Annotated in this window: 13 protein-coding genes; 7 read left to right on the forward strand and 6 right to left on the reverse strand. The window is 61.6% G+C overall.

Translation table 11 applies throughout. The annotated features are described in order from the left end of the window. The first annotated feature begins 23 nt into the window (after positions 1 to 23). The 4 genes from cysD to EPJ54_RS05755 all read left to right on the forward strand — a co-directional run bounded on the left by cysD (position 24) and on the right by EPJ54_RS05755 (position 5,825). Positions 24 to 959: a sulfate adenylyltransferase subunit CysD gene (cysD, locus tag EPJ54_RS05740; RefSeq protein WP_135210692.1), complete on the forward strand. Its 936-nt coding sequence runs from the start codon at positions 24 to 26 to the stop codon at positions 957 to 959. Further along, a complete protein-coding gene (gene cysN, locus EPJ54_RS05745) occupies positions 959 to 2,869 on the forward strand; it encodes a sulfate adenylyltransferase subunit CysN (protein WP_135210693.1) in 1,911 nt (636 codons plus the stop codon). The genes cysD and cysN overlap by 1 nt, the downstream gene beginning before the upstream one ends. Before the next feature lie 20 nt (positions 2,870 to 2,889). Further along, complete coding sequence (locus EPJ54_RS05750) at positions 2,890 to 4,554, forward strand: MFS transporter (protein WP_135210694.1); 1,665 nt, start codon at positions 2,890 to 2,892, stop codon at positions 4,552 to 4,554. Between the two features lie 107 nt (positions 4,555 to 4,661). After that, on the forward strand, positions 4,662 to 5,825 hold the full coding sequence (locus EPJ54_RS05755) for an acyl-CoA dehydrogenase family protein (protein WP_135210695.1): 1,164 nt from the start codon (positions 4,662 to 4,664) through the stop codon (positions 5,823 to 5,825). A 13-nt stretch (positions 5,826 to 5,838) separates the two neighbouring features. Here EPJ54_RS05755 and EPJ54_RS05760 read toward each other — a convergent pair whose 3' ends face one another. The 4 genes from EPJ54_RS05760 to guaA form a co-directional block, all read right to left on the reverse strand. Beyond that, complete coding sequence (locus tag EPJ54_RS05760; RefSeq protein WP_135210696.1) at positions 5,839 to 6,621, reverse strand: enoyl-CoA hydratase/isomerase family protein; 783 nt, start codon at positions 6,619 to 6,621, stop codon at positions 5,839 to 5,841. After that, complete coding sequence (locus EPJ54_RS05765) at positions 6,618 to 7,403, reverse strand: enoyl-CoA hydratase-related protein (RefSeq protein WP_135210697.1); 786 nt, start codon at positions 7,401 to 7,403, stop codon at positions 6,618 to 6,620. Before EPJ54_RS05765 ends, EPJ54_RS05760 begins: the two co-directional genes overlap by 4 nt. A 248-nt stretch (positions 7,404 to 7,651) precedes the next feature. After that, positions 7,652 to 10,207 carry a TonB-dependent receptor gene (locus tag EPJ54_RS05770; RefSeq protein WP_135210698.1) on the reverse strand — a complete coding sequence of 852 codons (2,556 nt, stop codon included), beginning with the start codon at positions 10,205 to 10,207 and terminating at the stop codon, positions 7,652 to 7,654. A 321-nt stretch (positions 10,208 to 10,528) separates the two neighbouring features. Continuing rightward, a complete protein-coding gene (gene guaA / locus EPJ54_RS05775) occupies positions 10,529 to 12,106 on the reverse strand; it encodes a glutamine-hydrolyzing GMP synthase (protein ID WP_135210699.1) in 1,578 nt (525 codons plus the stop codon). A 138-nt stretch (positions 12,107 to 12,244) separates the two neighbouring features. On the opposite strand from guaA, the gene EPJ54_RS05780 reads away from it, so the two are divergent. Together EPJ54_RS05780 and EPJ54_RS05785 are read left to right on the forward strand one after the other, a co-directional pair. After that, complete coding sequence (locus tag EPJ54_RS05780) at positions 12,245 to 12,469, forward strand: DUF2061 domain-containing protein (RefSeq protein WP_135210700.1); 225 nt, start codon at positions 12,245 to 12,247, stop codon at positions 12,467 to 12,469. A gap of 72 nt (positions 12,470 to 12,541) precedes the next feature. Beyond that, positions 12,542 to 14,080, forward strand: a complete 1,539-nt coding sequence (locus EPJ54_RS05785) for a toll/interleukin-1 receptor domain-containing protein (RefSeq protein ID WP_135210701.1) — start codon at positions 12,542 to 12,544, stop codon at positions 14,078 to 14,080. 2 nt (positions 14,081 to 14,082) lie between these two features. On the opposite strand, the gene EPJ54_RS05790 is transcribed toward EPJ54_RS05785, so the two are convergent. Beyond that, entirely contained in the window at positions 14,083 to 14,532 is a 450-nt protein-coding gene (locus EPJ54_RS05790) for a hypothetical protein (protein WP_135210702.1), read from the reverse strand. 74 nt (positions 14,533 to 14,606) lie between these two features. On the opposite strand from EPJ54_RS05790, the gene EPJ54_RS05795 reads away from it, so the two are divergent. Beyond that, positions 14,607 to 14,861 carry a hypothetical protein gene (locus tag EPJ54_RS05795; RefSeq protein WP_135210703.1) on the forward strand — a complete coding sequence of 85 codons (255 nt, stop codon included), beginning with the start codon at positions 14,607 to 14,609 and terminating at the stop codon, positions 14,859 to 14,861. Here EPJ54_RS05795 and EPJ54_RS05800 read toward each other — a convergent pair. Then, a complete protein-coding gene (locus EPJ54_RS05800) occupies positions 14,858 to 16,162 on the reverse strand; it encodes an RsmB/NOP family class I SAM-dependent RNA methyltransferase (RefSeq protein ID WP_135210704.1) in 1,305 nt (434 codons plus the stop codon). The genes EPJ54_RS05795 and EPJ54_RS05800 overlap by 4 nt on opposite strands. Positions 16,163 to 16,175: the final 13 nt, after the last annotated feature.

Raw genomic sequence — 16,175 nt, forward strand, 5'->3', positions numbered from 1 at the left:
GCATCCGCGTATAGTCAGGAGGCATGACGCCAGCGGCCGCCTCCGCCAGCCTTTCCGCCACGCGCTTGACGCATCTGCAGATGCTCGAGGCGGAGGCTATTCATATTATGCGCGAGGTCGTCGCCGAGGCGCAGCGGCCGGTGATGCTCTATTCGATCGGCAAGGACAGCGCCGTCATGCTGCATCTGGCGGCGAAGGCGTTTTACCCTGCGCCGCCGCCTTTCCCGCTGCTGCATGTCGACACGACCTGGAAGTTTCAGGCCATGTACGAGATGCGCACGCGTATGGCGGAGGAGCTGGGCGCGGAGCTGATCGTTTACACCAACCCGGACGGGCTTGAGCGCAATATCAATCCGTTCGATCACGGCTCGGCGATCCATACCCAGATTTGGAAGACTGAGGGCCTGCGTCAGGCGCTCGACAAATACGGGTTCGACGCGGCCTTCGGCGGCGCGCGGCGCGATGAAGAGAAGAGCCGCGCCAAGGAGCGCATCTTCTCTTTCCGGTCCGCCAATCATCGCTGGGATCCGAAGAGCCAGCGGCCGGAGCTTTGGCGGCTCTACAACGCACACAAGCGCAAGGGCGAGAGCATCCGCGTGTTCCCGCTCTCGAATTGGACCGAGCTGGATGTCTGGCAATACATCCACCTGGAGAACATTCCGATCGTGCCGCTCTATTTCGCGGCGCCGCGGCCAGTGGTGAAGCGCGACGGCTCGTTGATCATGGTGGACGACAGCCGCATGCCGCTGGAGCCGGGCGAAAAGCCGGAGATCAAGCGCGTGCGCTTCCGTACCCTCGGCTGCTACCCGCTGACCGGCGCGATCGAGAGCGACGCCGACACGCTACCGGCGATCATTCAGGAAATGCTGCTCGCGACGACGAGCGAGCGCCAAGGCCGCGTGATCGATCACGATCAGAGCGCCAGCATGGAGAAGAAGAAGCAGGAGGGCTATTTCTGATGGCCCACAACCGCAAAGCTTGCGCTGAAATCGGCGCCGACATCGAAGGCTATCTGCACCGCCACCAGCACAAATCGCTGCTGCGCTTCATCACCTGCGGCAGCGTTGATGATGGCAAGTCCACCCTGATCGGGCGCCTGCTCTACGATTCGAAGATGATCTTCGAAGATCAGATGGCCGCACTTGAGGCGGATTCGAAGAAGATCGGCACGCAGGGCGGCGAGATCGATTTTGCGCTGCTGGTTGATGGCCTCGCGGCCGAGCGCGAACAAGGCATCACGATCGACGTCGCCTATCGCTTCTTCTCGACAGAGAAGCGCAAATTCATCGTCGCCGACACGCCCGGCCACGAGCAATATACGCGTAACATGGTGACGGGCGCTTCGACGGCCGACCTCGCCGTAATCCTGATCGATGCGCGCAAAGGCGTGCTGACGCAGACGCGGCGCCATTCCTATCTCGTCTCGCTGATGGGCATTCGCCACCTCGTGCTGGCGGTCAACAAGATGGATCTGGTCGGCTGGTCGCAAGAAACCTTCGACACGATCGTGGCCGAGTACGCGACTTTCGCACGCCAGATTGGCGTGCGCGATTTTCTCGCCATCCCGATGTCGGGGCTGAAGGGCGACAACATTACAACCAAGAGCGATTCCGCGCCCTGGTACGCAGGCCCTGCGTTGCTCGACCATTTGGAATCCGTGCCGCTGGATGATCAACGCCGCGCGACGGCGGCGTTCCGGATGCCGGTGCAATGGGTGAACCGCCCTAACCTCGATTTCCGCGGCTTTGCCGGCATGATTGCCAGCGGTCGCGTGAAGCCCGGCGACAAAGTACGTGTCGCTCCGTCGGGCAAAATGAGTTCGGTCGCGCGCATCGTCACCAAGGGTGGCGATCTCGATGAGGCCATTGCTGGTCAATCTGTGACGCTGACATTGGCGGACCAAGTCGATTGCTCGCGCGGCGACGTGATCGCGGCGGCGGACGATCCGCCAGAAGCCTCAGATCAATTCGAGACGACGATCATTTGGATGGCGGAGGATGATCTCATCCCCGGCCGCTCCTATTGGCTGAAGATCGGCGCCAAGCAGGTCGCGGCACAGATCACGGACATAAAATACAAAGTGAACGTGAACACGCTCGAGCACCTCGCGGGCAAGGTGCTGGAGCTGAACGAGATCGCCGTCTGCAATGTGAGCCTGGATCGAACGATTGCGTTCGATCCGTATGCCGCGAACCAAGACATGGGCGGCTTCATCCTGATCGATAGGATAAGCAATGCGACTGTCGGTGCAGGCCTAATCCAATTTGCTTTGCGGCGCGCCCAGAACGTGCACTGGCAAGCGTTGGATGTGACGCGCGAGGCCCGCGCGGAACTCAAGGGGCAGCGCGCGGCGGTGCTGTGGTTCACGGGCCTCTCGGGCGCCGGCAAATCCACCATCGCCAATCTTGTCGAGCGCAAATTGCTGGCGTTGGGCCGCCACACGGTGCTGCTGGATGGCGACAACGTGCGCCATGGGCTGAACCGCGACCTGGGCTTCACCGTGGCCGACCGCGTGGAGAATATCCGGCGCGTGGCGGAGGTGTCGAAACTGATGGCCGACGCCGGGCTCATCGTACTCGTGTCCTTCATCTCGCCCTTCCGTGCTGAACGGCAAATGGCGCGCGATCTCATCCCCAAAGACGAATTCTTCGAAGTGTTTATCGACACGCCGCTGGATGAAGCCGAGAAACGCGACGTGAAGGGTCTCTATAAAAAGGCCCGCGCTGGCGAACTGAAGAACTTCACGGGTATCGACAGCCCCTACGAAACGCCACTCGCGCCTGAGATTCACATTGAGACCATGAAAGCCGCACCCGAAGACGCGGCGGATCGCATCGTTGACGCGATCCTGAGGGATGGGCGCATCTAAAGCACGCGGAGGGGGAGAAGATGAGCCAAGCGGACGTAGAGCCGAAACATCACAAGGCGACCTCGAACGAGAAACTCGTCATCGGCGCCTCGTCCCTCGGCACCGTGTTCGAATGGTATGATTTTTATCTCTATGGCTCGCTCGCGACCTATATCGCGGCCCACTTCTTCTCGGGCGTGAACGAGACGACGGCGTTTATCTTCGCGCTTGCCGCATTTGCCGCCGGCTTCTTCGTCCGCCCGTTTGGCGCGCTCTTCTTTGGCCGCATCGGCGACATTGTCGGACGCAAGAACACGTTCCTCGTCACGATGGCGATCATGGGGCTTTCGACCTTCGTGGTCGGCCTGCTTCCCGGCTATGACCAGATCGGCGTGGCCGCGCCGATCATTCTTATTCTGATGCGCCTGCTCCAGGGCTTGGCGCTCGGCGGCGAATATGGCGGCGCGGCCACTTACGTTGCCGAGCATGCGCCGAACAACAAGCGCGGGCTCTACACGGCGTGGATTCAAACCACGGCGACGATGGGACTGTTTCTCTCGCTGCTTGTGATCATGATCACGCGCGCGAATCTATCCGCGGAGGAGTTCGCTGCGTGGGGCTGGCGCGCGCCGTTCCTAGTTTCGATCATTCTGCTCGGCGTCTCGCTCTGGATACGGATGCAACTCAACGAGAGCCCCGTCTTTCAGAAAATGAAGGACGAAGGCGCGACGTCCAAAGCGCCGTTGGCGGAAGCGTTCGGCAAATGGAGCAACGCAAAGATCGCGATCCTGGCGCTCCTCGGTGCGGTCGCCGGTCAGGCCGTGGTCTGGTACACGGGGCAATTCTACGCGCTCTTCTTTCTCGAGAAGACGCTCAAGGTGGATGGCTTCACCGCCAACACGCTGATCGCCATTGGCCTGCTGATCGGCACGCCGTTCTTCATCTTCTTCGGCTGGCTATCCGATAAGATCGGCCGGAGGCCGATCATCATGGCCGGTTGCGCGCTTGCCGCACTCACTTATTTCCCGCTCTTTAACCTGCTCACCGAAGCCGCGAACCCCGCGCTGGCGGCGGCGCAACGCAATGCGCCTGTCTTCGTTTATGCGGATCAGAGCACCTGTTCGTTCCAATTCGATCCCGTGGGCCGCAACAAGTTCGACAGCCAATCCTGTGACGTTGCTCGCGCGTTCCTCTCGCGCGCCAGCGTGAGTTACGAGAACGAAGCGGCGCCCGCAGGGTCGGTCGCCGAGATCCACATAGGCGATACCGTGTTGCGCGCGCCCGACACCGCGCAACTCTCCGGCCAAGCCCGCGCCGACGCTATCGCCACCTTCCAAGCCGAGGCTCGCGCGGCGCTCGAGGGGGTCGGCTATCCCACCGCCGCCGATCCTGCCGCAATCAACACGCCACTCGTCATCGCGATCCTGGCGTTGCTCGTGATCTATGTGACGATGGTGTACGGGCCCATCGCCGCAATGCTGGTGGAGCTCTTCCCGACGCGCATTCGTTACACGTCGATGTCGCTGCCCTACCATATCGGCAATGGCTGGTTCGGCGGCTTCCTGCCGACGACCGCCTTCGCGATCGTGGCGGCCACCGGCAACATCTATAATGGGCTCTGGTATCCGGTGATCATCGCGCTGGCGACCTTGCTCATTGGCCTGCTTTTCCTGCCGGAAACCTACAAGCGCGACATCGACAGCTGACGCTGCCGCCACGGCACGTGCAGAACTGACGTTGCGATACGAGGTGACGTGCGCGTCAAGCTCTGGTTTGATTGCCGCCTCACCGGCTCAACCGAACGGACCTGCACATGCCCGCGATCGATGTTCCTACGCCTGCGTTCATGGATGATGAATCCCTGCGGGCTTTCTCGGATTCCGCGGCGCGCTTCTTCGATCAACACGCGCCGGAAAAGCGCGTCGCAAAATGGCGCGAGGATAAGCAGGTCGAGCGCGAGTTTTGGCGCGAGGCGGGTCAAGCCGGCCTGCTCGGCGTTTCCGTGCCGGAGGAATACGGCGGCGGCGGTGCGGACTTCCGTTATGACGTGGCGCTGTTCGAGCAGATTTCGCGCAAGGACGTCGATGGCTTCGCGGCTTCGCTGCACAACGGCATCATCCTGCCTTACGTGGTCGCGCACGGCACGGAAGAGCAGAAGAAGCGCTGGCTGCCGCGGTTGTGCTCCGGCGATCTGGTCGCAGCAATTGCGATGAGCGAACCGGGCGCGGGCTCGGATCTGCAGAACATCAAGACCACGGCGAAGAAGGACGGCAACGGCTATCGCATCAACGGCCAAAAGACGTTCATCTCCAGCGGCCAACTCGCGGATTTCGTGATCGTCGTCGCCAAGACCGATCCGACACTGGGCGCCAAAGGCGTATCGCTGCTCGTCGTTGAAACCGAGGGCGCCGAAGGCTTCCGCCGCGGCCGAAAACTAGACAAGGTCGGCCAAGACGCCGCCGACACCTCCGAGCTCTTCTTCGATGACGTGTTCGTGCCGGCCGACAATCTGCTCGGCATGGAGGAAGGCCAGGGCTTCAAACAACTGATGAAGGAATTGCCGCGCGAGCGCCTGATCATCGCCCTTCAGGCGGCGCTCAATGCCGAACTCGCGGTCGAGGAGACCATCGCCTACGTGAAGGACCGCAAAGCTTTCGGCCAGCGCCTGATCGAATTCCAGAACACGCAATTCAAGCTGGCTGAGTATAAGACGGAAGCCACCTTGGCGCGCGTGTTCGTCAATCATTGCCTCGAAGAATTGATGGCCGGCCGGCTTGATACGGCGAAAGCGTCTATGGCCAAATATTGGTGCACCGACACCGAGAACCGCATCATCGACGGCTGCCTGCAGCTGCACGGCGGCTATGGTTATATGAACGAGTACCCGATCGGCCGCATGTTCCGCGACAGCCGCGTCTCACGCATTTACGGCGGCTCAAACGAGATCATGAAAGTTTTGATCGCACGAACGCTCTGAAGGCGCGATCGCTCTATTTGAAGACTGGCTTCTGCTTGGCGAGGAAAGCGGCGACGCCGTCGCGGCCGTGCTGCGTACGCGCGGCTTCGGCGATGGTGCGGGCTTCCCACTCCATTTGCGTTTCCAAGCTCTCACCGTAGCTCTGCAACAAGAGCTGGCGCGTGCGCCCGAGCGCGCCGGTTGGGCCGGCCGCGAGTTGTTGCGCCACGGCGTTCGCTTCAGCCACGAGCGCGTCATCATCCACGACGCGCGTGATGAGCCCGATCGCGGCCGCCTCGTCGACATTGAGACGTTTGTTCAGCAACGCCAATTCCTGCGCGCGGCGCATGCCGACGAGCCGCGGCAAGAGATAGGTGGCGCCGCCGTCTGGCGTGAGGCCGATGGCGGAATACGCCAAAGTGAAATGCGACGAACGCGCGGCGATGGCGATGTCGCCAAGCGCTGCGAGCGGAAGCCCCGCGCCGGCGGCGGGGCCGTTCACGGCGGTGACGAGCGGTTTGAGCATCCGTGCGAAACGCGCCACAGCGACATGGAGATACGAGGTGATCTCCTTGGTCAGCGCTGCAAAATTGTCGCCCGCGGCGGCGAAGCTGCCGATATCGCCGCCGGCGCAGAACATGCGCCCCGCGCCAGTGATAACCACGCAACGCACGCCATCGTCCTCATCCACTTGGATCGATGCTTCCATCAGCGCGCGCGCCAACGGCACGTCGATGGCATTGCCGGAGTTCGGACGGTTGAGCGTGAGGTGCGCGACAGCGCCCTCACGCCGGATCAGCAGAATGTCTTCTCTCATTGGCCCTTCCAAACCGGCGCGCGCTTTTCGAGGAACGCGCGCGGCCCCTCGCGGGAATCTTCACTGGAAAAGACGCGCCCGGCCGCCGAACGCGACAGCTTGGCCAACTCGCCTTCATCCAGATCTTGCGATTGGCGTGCGATCGCGATGCTCTCGCGCACCGACATCGGCGCATTGACGGCGATCGCCTTGGCCAGTTCGATAGCGGCGTTGAGCGCGCCACCGGGCGGCGTCATGCGATTGGCGAAGCCAAGCGCGTACGCGCGTTGCGCATCGAGCCCATCGCCCGTTGCGACGAGTTCAATACCGATATTGCGCGGCAGGCGGCGTGGCAGGCGATAGACGCCAGCTGCGCCCGCAAAGAGCCCGCGCTTCACTTCGGGCAAGCCAAAGCGCGCATTCTCGGACGCCACGATCATATCGCACGACAACACGATCTCGCAGCCGCCGGCAAAGGCTGCGCCCTCCACGGCCGCAATCCACGGCTTGTCGCGCTTCAATTCAACGAATCCGGCAAAGCCGCCGTCCTTGGTGGAAAGCGTATTACCGCGGCCGGCTGAGATTTCGGCAAGGTCGGCGCCAGCGCTGAACACTTTGTCGAGCGACGACGTCAAAATGCCGACGCGAATATTGGGATCGGCCTCCGCCTGCTTGGCTGCCGCTTCAAGCGCATTGGCGACAACGCCGTTCACAGCGTTGCGGACCTCGGGGCGATTGAGCGTGATCACGGCGATGTGGCCATCCACCACTTCGTAGAGCACTTCGTTACCGGCTTGCGTCATTTCTCGTTCCTCCTCGATGGGAGGACTTTCGCGCGCCTGTTCTAAAACTCAACCCGGCGCCCGCCGGTCATGCCCTAAGGCCAAGTGCTTGAACGAAGGGGCCCAATTGCCAATCAACATCAATCGCCCAGAAACCGACGTCGGGGGCGTTTGAGGTTTAACAACGGGCCTCCACATAAAAACCTCCCGGCTTTTGGGCCGGGAGGTAAGAAGGTCGCTGCAGTCTGGGAGGGCTGCGACGACAGTGCTCAGTAGTTCGCGCGAAGCGTAATGCCGTAGATGGCCGGCTCTTCGAGGAATGCGCCGCGCGCCGCCGTCCCAAGCGAGTCCAAACCGCGGAGCGGCACGTTGAACGTGACGTTGCGCGTCTGCTCGTCGAAGATATTGGTGCCCCACAGCTCGAAAGACCAGCGCTGGTCTTGGCCACCGATCCCGAGGCGCAGATTCACTTTCGTGTTCGCATCTTGGATATCGTTGGCGAGCAGATTTTGCCGTACCGGCCCTGATGTCGGCACGTTGTAGGCCTGTGTCGATGTCCGGCGATCTGACTCATAACGGACAGAACCGCTCAAGAAGAACCGCAGATCGCCGAAGACGTCGCGATCGTAGTCGAAGCCGAGCACACTCACCCACTCAGGCGCGTTCGTAAGCGAAGAACCGCATAGCGACCGCACAGTGATTGGCGCCGTCGCCGGAGCGCAGTCCTCCGGATAACGCGCATCAGAATAAGTCACAGCCAGCGACGCACTGAGATCGTCGGTCAAACTCCCGAACAATTCCATTTCGGCGCCTTCTGCGATGACGTTCGGCACGTTAAAGGTGACGAATTGCACGCCAGTGAATTCGAGGACTTGGAAGTCCTCCATCTCCGAGCGGAAGAGAGCGAAGTTCGCGCGCAGACGGTTGTCGAACAGCTCCGTCTTCAGGCCAAGTTCGTATGCATCCACCATTTCCGAATCGAACCGTGGATCAGCGCCAAAGCCCGCCGCGGTCGGATCGAGGTTGAATCCGCCTGATTTGAAGCCGTGCGTGAAGCTCGCATAGGCGCGAACGTCATCCGTAAACGCGTAGCTTGCGTTCACGGTGTAAACGACCTCCTCATCCTCAAAAGTATTGCTGAATTCTGGCGCGATCGGCGTGGTCGCCGGCGCCGCAAATGGGAAACAGAGGTAACCGACTGCGACCTGGCCCAATGCACCCGTGGCCGGCACCAGGGGATTAACGAGCGCATTGAGGCACGCTGGGTTGGACGCCGCGAGTTGATCGTAGCTGCCGTCTTTCGTCTCCTCGACGTAACGAGCGCCCACCGTCAAGTCCAGACGATCCGTGACCGCGAATGTGTTGTGCGTAAAGAACGAGGTCGAATCCCCCTCTTGCGTGAAGAGATTTCGCGCAAACGCACCCGTGGACGGCGCACCGCCTGAGTAGAAGGATGCGGGATTGGCGATAAACGCAGCGGCTCCCATAGCGCCTAGCGACGGCGTCAGGGCGGCCTGGAGTGCAGCCGCGCCTCCGGCGAGCGGATAGAGCGCAATGAGATTGGCGTTGAGGTTGGCCTGGAACGCCGAACCGAGCGTCAGTTCAGCTAACACGCTGATATCTTCGGTGCTCGTGTAATAGCCCACCATCCAATCCAGCCGGCCAAGTTCGCCGGCCAAACGTAATTCGTGCGAGGTGTACTCGGTCGATCCGCCGTTCGGGTTATCGCCCGGCGCTGTCGCGCCGCCGACAGAGAACACACTCAGACCGGTAAAGTCACTGTTCTGCACGTTCGGCGCGGATTCTGATTCGCGATAGCTGCCGATGTAGGTGAGCGACGCGAAGTTCAAATCCCAGTCCGCTTGGAGCGAATAACCTGTCTGCTCGCCCGGATCAGCGAAGCCCTCGGAGTTCGATATACGATTGTTGAATGCATCCCAGCCGCTCGCTGGCGCGCCGCCATGCGCTGGCAGACCCGCGGCGGTGTACGCGCCACCAGCAACTATCGGCGACTCCCGCAAAATGACTGCGTCACAGCAATCATCTTGGCCTTCTTGATGGTCAGCAATGAACCGGAAGCTTAGGTCTGGCGTCGCCTGCCAGAGTGCGGAGGCGCGCACCACATAGCGGTCCCGCGTATTCACGTCGGCGCCGTCGAATGTACTGGTCAACAGACCGTCGCGCGTGCGGCCAGCCGCGGCGATCCGAATAGCGAACTGGTCTTCCACAATCGGAATATTCACGCCGACCTGGGCGGATAGCAGGCCTAGATCATCACCGTCGGCGATCGATCCAGTCGTCATGCTGCCGAAGGCGCCGAAATCCTGAAGGTCAGGCGCCCGCGTTGTGATCGTCAGCGCGCCGGCCGAAGTGTTGCGGCCAAACAGCGTGCCTTGCGGGCCGCGGAGAATTTCGACCTGCTGCACATCGAGCAATTCGCCCAACGCGATGGCCGGCCGAGAGATGTACACACCATCGATGAATACGCCGACGGCGCTTTCGAGACCGGCATTGTTGCCCGTCGTGCCGACGCCGCGAATTCGCATCGTCGTGCCGCCGGACTCCGTCTGCGTCGAATTGAGGTTGATACTCGGCGACAAGGTTTGCAGCGCGCGGATATCGACGATTCCGGCGTTCTGCAACTGATCGGCGTTCAACGCCGTCACCGCGATCGGCACATCTTGAATGTCTTGCTCGCGCTTCGTCGCAGTAACGATGATCTCTTCCCCGGAGACCTGCGCAAGTGCTGGCGTCGCCGTGGCCAATGCAGCCATCGAGCCTGAAAACGCCAACAGGCCTTTCAACAAAGACTTCTTATTCGCCATGAGTATTCCCTCCCCAGTCGCCTACAAGGCGCGGTCGCCCGCACGCTGACCCTCGTCGCGCGCATTGGGGAGGAGGCCTGATGCAAAGCTTGAATGAGCGTGCTGTCAAGTAACGCGCGAAGCACGCGCGTATGGAAAGCGTAGCGATGAATACCACCGATATGCTTAATGCTGCATGCGCACAGATGTACGTGACGCAACGTCCTTGCGCTTGGCTAAGTCATGTTGGGCGCATGACTTACCTTTAACCGCGCAATTGTTCGCAGGCGCCGCAGCAACTCAAACGACACAGAGCAACTTGGGCGTCGTCAGCGACGGCAATCATTCCCACTCAATCGTGCCCGGCGGCTTCGACGTCACGTCGTACACGACGCGATTCACACCCCGGACTTCGTTGATGATGCGGGTGGCGGTGCGGCCGAGGAAATCCATGGAGTACGGGAAGAAGTCGGCGGTCATGCCGTCGGTGCTCGACACGGCGCGGAGGCCGCAGACGTATTCGTAGGTGCGCCCGTCGCCCATGACGCCGACCGTTTTCACGGGCAGCAGCACGGCGAACGCTTGCCAGATTTTGTCGTACAAGCCCGCCTTGCGGATTTCATCGAGATAAACCGCATCCGCCTCGCGCAGGATATCGAGCTTCTCGCGCGTGATCTCGCCCGGCACGCGGATCGCGAGACCCGGCCCTGGGAACGGATGACGGCCCACGAAAGTCTCCGGCAGCCCCAACTCACGCCCAAGCGCGCGCACTTCGTCCTTGAACAAATCGCGCAACGGCTCGACCAGCTTCATGTTCATGCGCTCGGGCAGGCCACCCACATTGTGGTGCGATTTGATCGTCACCGACGGGCCGCCAATCGCCGACACGCTTTCGATCACGTCCGGATAGAGCGTGCCTTGCGCCAGGAATGCCGCGCCGCCGATCGACTTCGCTTTCTCCTCGAAAACATCGATGAAGAGCTTGCCAATGGTTTTACGCTTCACCTCCGGATCACTCACGCCCTCCAGCGCGCCCAAGAAACGCGCGCTCTCATCGGCATGGATCAGCGGAATGTTGTAATGATCGCGGAACAGCGACACGACCTGCTCGGACTCACCCTTCCGCATCAGGCCGTGATCCACGTACACACACGTCAGCCGATCGCCGATCGCTTCATGGATCAGCACAGCCGCGACGCTTGAATCCACGCCGCCGGAAAGCCCGCAGATCACTTTGCCGTCGCCAACTTGCGCACGAATGCGCGCGATCGCTTCGTCCTTGAACGCCGCCATCGTCCAATCGCCTTTGAGACCGGCGATGCGATGCGTGAAATTGCGCAACAACTGGCCGCCGTCCGGCGTGTGCACGACTTCGGGGTGAAACATCGTCGTGTAAAAGCGACGCTGCTCGTTCACGGCGATCGCAAACGGCGCGTTCTCGCTGACGCCGACAACCTCGAAGCCTTCCGGCAGTTTCGTCACGCGGTCGCCGTGGCTCATCCACACTGGATAGCGCCCGCCCACGTCCCACAAACCTTCAAACAACGGCGACGCTTTTTTGATTTCGACATCAGCGCGGCCGAACTCGCGCGCGTGCCCGCCTTCGACGACGCCGCCGAGCTGCACGCTCATCGTCTGCTGGCCGTAGCAAATGGCGAGGATCGGCACGCCCATGTCGAACGCCTCTTTCGGCGCCCGTGGGCTGGGATCATCAAGCACGCTCGACGGACCACCCGAGAAAATGATCGCCTTCGGCGCAAAGCTTGCGAGCAGCGCGACATCGACTTTGTTGTACGGGTGGATCTCGCAATAGACGCCATTCTCGCGCACGCGCCGCGCGATGAGCTGCGTAACCTGTGACCCGAAATCAATGATGAGAACGCGCTCGTGAGCCTGAGCGCTGGCAACCGGCTGAACCATGTCCCGAAATGCAGTGCGTCGCGCGGGAAATCAATTCACCGCCACTGCAAATCGGCTCTGCGGGCTGCGGGCGCCCCTTGACGCTGGCCTGGTCGCGCCCACTTATTGCGAATGATTCGCAAAAAAATGCATTCACCCATGAAACTCGCGCTCAAAACCGGCTCTTACTCGCTGATGCACCTCGTGGTGGCGATCGCCGTGACCTACACGATCACCCGCGATTGGCGCGCCGCCCTCGCCGTCGGCCTGATCGAACCGGCGGTACAGACAGCGGCTTTTCTCATACACGACCGGGTTTGGGCGAGGATCGAAGCTCGTAAACAGGCCGCCGCGCCAACCACCGCGCCAAGTAGTGCGGCCTAGCCCCTACCCGCCCCGGTTGCGCGAACTTATCCACAATGGTTAAGGTTCGTTCATTAAGGTGGGAGACGTCGCATGGCCGACAGCGCAGCTTTCGCGCCGAGTCTGGATCAAATATTCGACGCTCGGCCGGATATTTTCCTCTCCTACTCGCGCACCGATACAAAAGTCGCTGGGGAGCTTGCGCGCGCGCTTGAGGCTGAAGGCTTCAAAGTCTGGTGGGACAAAGACATTCAATCAGGCACTGATTGGCGCAAGACGATCGAGATGAAAGTCGCGCGGGCGCGCTGTGTGTTGCTGATCTGGTCAAAGCGCGCCGAGAAGAGCTGGTGGGTTGCATACGAGGCCATCCTCGCGCAGCGCCAAGAAAAGCTCATCCTCACAAGCTTCGAAGACATCGGCGCAGCGAGCCAATCGTGGGCGAAGGATTTGCAGTGCCGCCGCTTACGTCGCCCCGTGTTCAAAAGCTTCACCTCAACTGAGGCGTGGGGGCACCTTGTCCGAGAAATCAATATCAAGCGTCGACGATTGCCACGCTTCGAGTTTCGCGGCTGGCTTGGCGGGGGTATCGCGCACAAGGACGGCGCCACGTGCGTTGAGTTTCATCCCTTCGAGGAGAAAACTCTCCTTTCAACGGGGCGTGATGGACGCGCGATCCTTTGGAATGTCGATGCCGTCGCAGAATTGAAAACGCGCTCACAAGAAGAAGGCGATGATATCGTCGAGGAAGCGGCTGCGCCGGGCGGCGACTTTAGCTTCAGCGAACTGGACGGTCGCACGCTCTGGAAGGGCGGGTTCAGCTCGGACGGCGATACAATATTTGTCGCCAGTGAGCGTGGCTCCGCACATGTTTTTCGTGGCCGGAGTTTCGGCAACAAGCTCTGCGAACTTGAGCAGCTCAAGCATTGCTTGCAGAATTTCGATCCCACCGCGCGACGAAACGCCAACAACCAATTTCACCTCGGCGTCATCGATACGGCCCTCGCGCCGGACAATATTGCGCTCACGATTGCTGGCGGACGCGCGATTATGTGGCGTCTCGGCGCACCGCCAACGTTCATCAAGGAGGTCTATCTTCCGCAAATGGCGCGCGGGCGTTCCGTTGACTGCGCCTATTCGCCGGCGGCGGGCTGCTTCTTTGTGACGGACAGGCAAGGCGGCATCCATAGGATCTGGCTAGATGGGCGCCTCGATGCAAATGCGCTCACACCGCGAAAGGCGCCTGGCGCGATCATGGCTCACGGTCGGATCAGCGCGCGATCGAATTCCGTCGGCGAGTTGATGACCGTCGCCTCCACCAACCCGTCCGATCCACGACTTGACGTCTATACGCTTGAGGCGGGCAATTATGTCCGCCGCAATCGCAATGATATCCGCGCGGAATTTCCATTACGAAGCTTGGCGCTTCACCCGGAATCTCCTGTTGTGGCTGTGGCCACAGGCTATCGTCCAGCATTGTTCGCGTATGACGACGCCGAGCGCGTTGATATCGGCGTCGGCGGCTATCACAGCGCGCCACTGACCTATGTGGCGATATCTGGATCAGGTCGATATTTGGCGACGGCCAGCGATGATGGCTGCGTCGGCATTTGGGAAGACACACTGCCCCGGTGACCCTACCCCGCCCGCACATCAAGCGGTGCGAGCATGTTCACGGTCGAGCAATAGCCGACGGCCAGGCACAGCAGCAGGATCAGGATCGTCTTGCCCCAGCCAGGCGTGTCGGGGTCGCCGCGTGCAAACACGAGTGCACCGGCGAGGGCCACGCAGATAAACAGCACGATCGCCATCAGCACTTTTTGGATCAACACCGTGCCGATGAAATCGGCAGTCGGCGCCAGGCCGTCGAGCCAGCGATCAACGTCGTCCAACGTGAAGCCGAACACCAAGCCCGCGATCGTCAGCAGCCCGCCAACGACACAGAGCAACAAGAACAAAAACATGAGGCAGCCGCCGAGCGGGCTGCCGACGCGCACGCCGGCGGAGGCCTGCTCAAACGGCGGAATGCGCCAGAAATTCGAGATGCGCCAAAGGCGGCCTAGAAATCTGCCTATGAAATCGAACATGGCGCCTCGCAATTCTCGGCAAAATTCCACAAAGCGTAAACGAAGCACTAACCTAGATGTGCAATTATGTGAGCATGGCACTGGTAACCGGCATCGAGGCAATCGCCCAGCCGCAAGGCGCGCCGTCACGCGATCAGCGTGACGCGAACCAGCGCACGGCTGCCGAATTCGGCGCCGCGATCACGCAACGCGACCTCGTGCGCGAGCGTCATCGCGTCGATCCAGGTTCGGCCAGCGACAAGAAACGCGCCAGCGAGCGCTTCGCGCGCGAGCAGCAGGATTATCGGCGCGGCAAGCGCAAGGGCTTGCTGGTCGACGTCGAGGTCTAAGCGCGCTTCAGGCCCGCTACGAAGAAGCCGTCACAGCCTGTGGTCAGCGGCGTCATCTGCACACCCACGCCACGATCGTGCATCGGCGTATCCGCATTCAGCCCTGCTTCCACGCCACGCGCCCTGAGTTCGGCGGTGCTCGTCGGCTCGAAGCCATTGCCGGCGAACGCGCGCACTTGGTCTTCGTTTTCTTCCGGTAGCACCGAACACGTCACATAGATCAGCACGCCGCCGGGTTTCACGAGCCCAGCGCCCAGCGCCAACGCTTCGCGCTGCTCCTCAAGCCGCTTCGCCAGCGCGTTCGGCCGCAAGCGCCATTTCGAATCCGGGTTGCGCCGCCACGTGCCCGAACCGGTGCACGGCGCATCCACGAACACGACGTCCATCTTGGCGCGCAGATCTTCCAACGCATCTTTCGTCCGCATCGGCGCGCGGATCTGGACGTTGCGCACACCAGCGCGATCGGCGCGCTCCTTCACGGGCGCCAGGCGACGGCCATCGACGTCGTACGCAAACACTTGGCCCTTGTTCTGCATCAGCGCCGCGAGCGCCAACGTCTTGCCGCCGCCGCCAGCGCACACGTCGGCGACTTGCATGCCTGGCTTGGCGCCGGACATTAGCGCCGCGATTTGGCTGCCTTCGTCCTGCACCTCGAACCAGCCTTTGACGAAGGCCTGCTCGGTCGCCCAGGGAAAATTGCGCCCTTGCGACCACGGAATGCGCACGCCTTCGCGCGTGTGGGGCGATGCAAGCGGCGGCTCTTTCAGCTTCGGGCTTTCGCTTAAAGCTTCGATCACCTTCTCGCGCGTGCTTTTCAGCGCGTTGGCACGCAGATCAAGCGAAGCAGGCGCAGCAAGCGCGGCGCCCTCTTCAGCGCGCGCGTCGGCGAACATGCGCGCGAAGCTTTCGTCCAACCATTCGGGATAGTCGCCGCGCACAAAAGCCGGCGCGCCATCGAGCGTCGCGCTCTCCAGTGCGGCGCGCTCCTTCTCCGTCGGCGGCGAGGGTGCGTGGGGATCGTTGTACGTGCTTTGCTCGATCTGCTCGACGCTCCAGCCAAAGCCCCAGCGCAGCGCGCCCCACACCCAGGCACGCGGATCGTCTTCGCCCATGCGCCAGGCGCTCGATTGCTTCCAGCGCAGCGCGCCGAACACGAGATCGCCAATCTCGGCGCGGTCCTTCGAACCGGCGAAGCGATGCGACAACATCCATGCTTTCACCGCATCGGCGGCGGGTTGGCGTTGATTTTCGAGTGAGGTGAGAATTTCGATTGCCGCCTGCTGGCGAGCGCCGGGACGCATGGGAGAACCCCTC

Source organism: Vitreimonas flagellata, from assembly GCF_004634425.1.
GTDB lineage: Bacteria > Pseudomonadota > Alphaproteobacteria > Caulobacterales > Aquidulcibacteraceae > Vitreimonas > Vitreimonas flagellata.

What these genes read in the sequence shown, in the direction of transcription:
- EPJ54_RS05765 (WP_135210697.1), bottom strand. Translation starts at nt 7,403, where the DNA reads ATGACGCAAGCCGGTAACGAAGTGCTCTACGAAGTGGTGGATGGCCAC.
- EPJ54_RS05780 (WP_135210700.1), top strand. Translation starts at nt 12,245, where the DNA reads ATGAAACTCGCGCTCAAAACCGGCTCTTACTCGCTGATGCACCTCGTG.
- EPJ54_RS05750 (WP_135210694.1), top strand. Translation starts at nt 2,890, where the DNA reads ATGAGCCAAGCGGACGTAGAGCCGAAACATCACAAGGCGACCTCGAAC.
- cysN (WP_135210693.1), top strand. Translation starts at nt 959, where the DNA reads ATGGCCCACAACCGCAAAGCTTGCGCTGAAATCGGCGCCGACATCGAA.
- EPJ54_RS05755 (WP_135210695.1), top strand. Translation starts at nt 4,662, where the DNA reads ATGCCCGCGATCGATGTTCCTACGCCTGCGTTCATGGATGATGAATCC.
- EPJ54_RS05795 (WP_135210703.1), top strand. Translation starts at nt 14,607, where the DNA reads ATGGCACTGGTAACCGGCATCGAGGCAATCGCCCAGCCGCAAGGCGCG.
- EPJ54_RS05790 (WP_135210702.1), bottom strand. Translation starts at nt 14,532, where the DNA reads ATGTTCGATTTCATAGGCAGATTTCTAGGCCGCCTTTGGCGCATCTCG.
- EPJ54_RS05760 (WP_135210696.1), bottom strand. Translation starts at nt 6,621, where the DNA reads ATGAGAGAAGACATTCTGCTGATCCGGCGTGAGGGCGCTGTCGCGCAC.
- cysD (WP_135210692.1), top strand. Translation starts at nt 24, where the DNA reads ATGACGCCAGCGGCCGCCTCCGCCAGCCTTTCCGCCACGCGCTTGACG.
- EPJ54_RS05770 (WP_135210698.1), bottom strand. Translation starts at nt 10,207, where the DNA reads ATGGCGAATAAGAAGTCTTTGTTGAAAGGCCTGTTGGCGTTTTCAGGC.
- guaA (WP_135210699.1), bottom strand. Translation starts at nt 12,106, where the DNA reads ATGGTTCAGCCGGTTGCCAGCGCTCAGGCTCACGAGCGCGTTCTCATC.
- EPJ54_RS05800 (WP_135210704.1), bottom strand. Translation starts at nt 16,162, where the DNA reads ATGCGTCCCGGCGCTCGCCAGCAGGCGGCAATCGAAATTCTCACCTCA.
- EPJ54_RS05785 (WP_135210701.1), top strand. Translation starts at nt 12,542, where the DNA reads ATGGCCGACAGCGCAGCTTTCGCGCCGAGTCTGGATCAAATATTCGAC.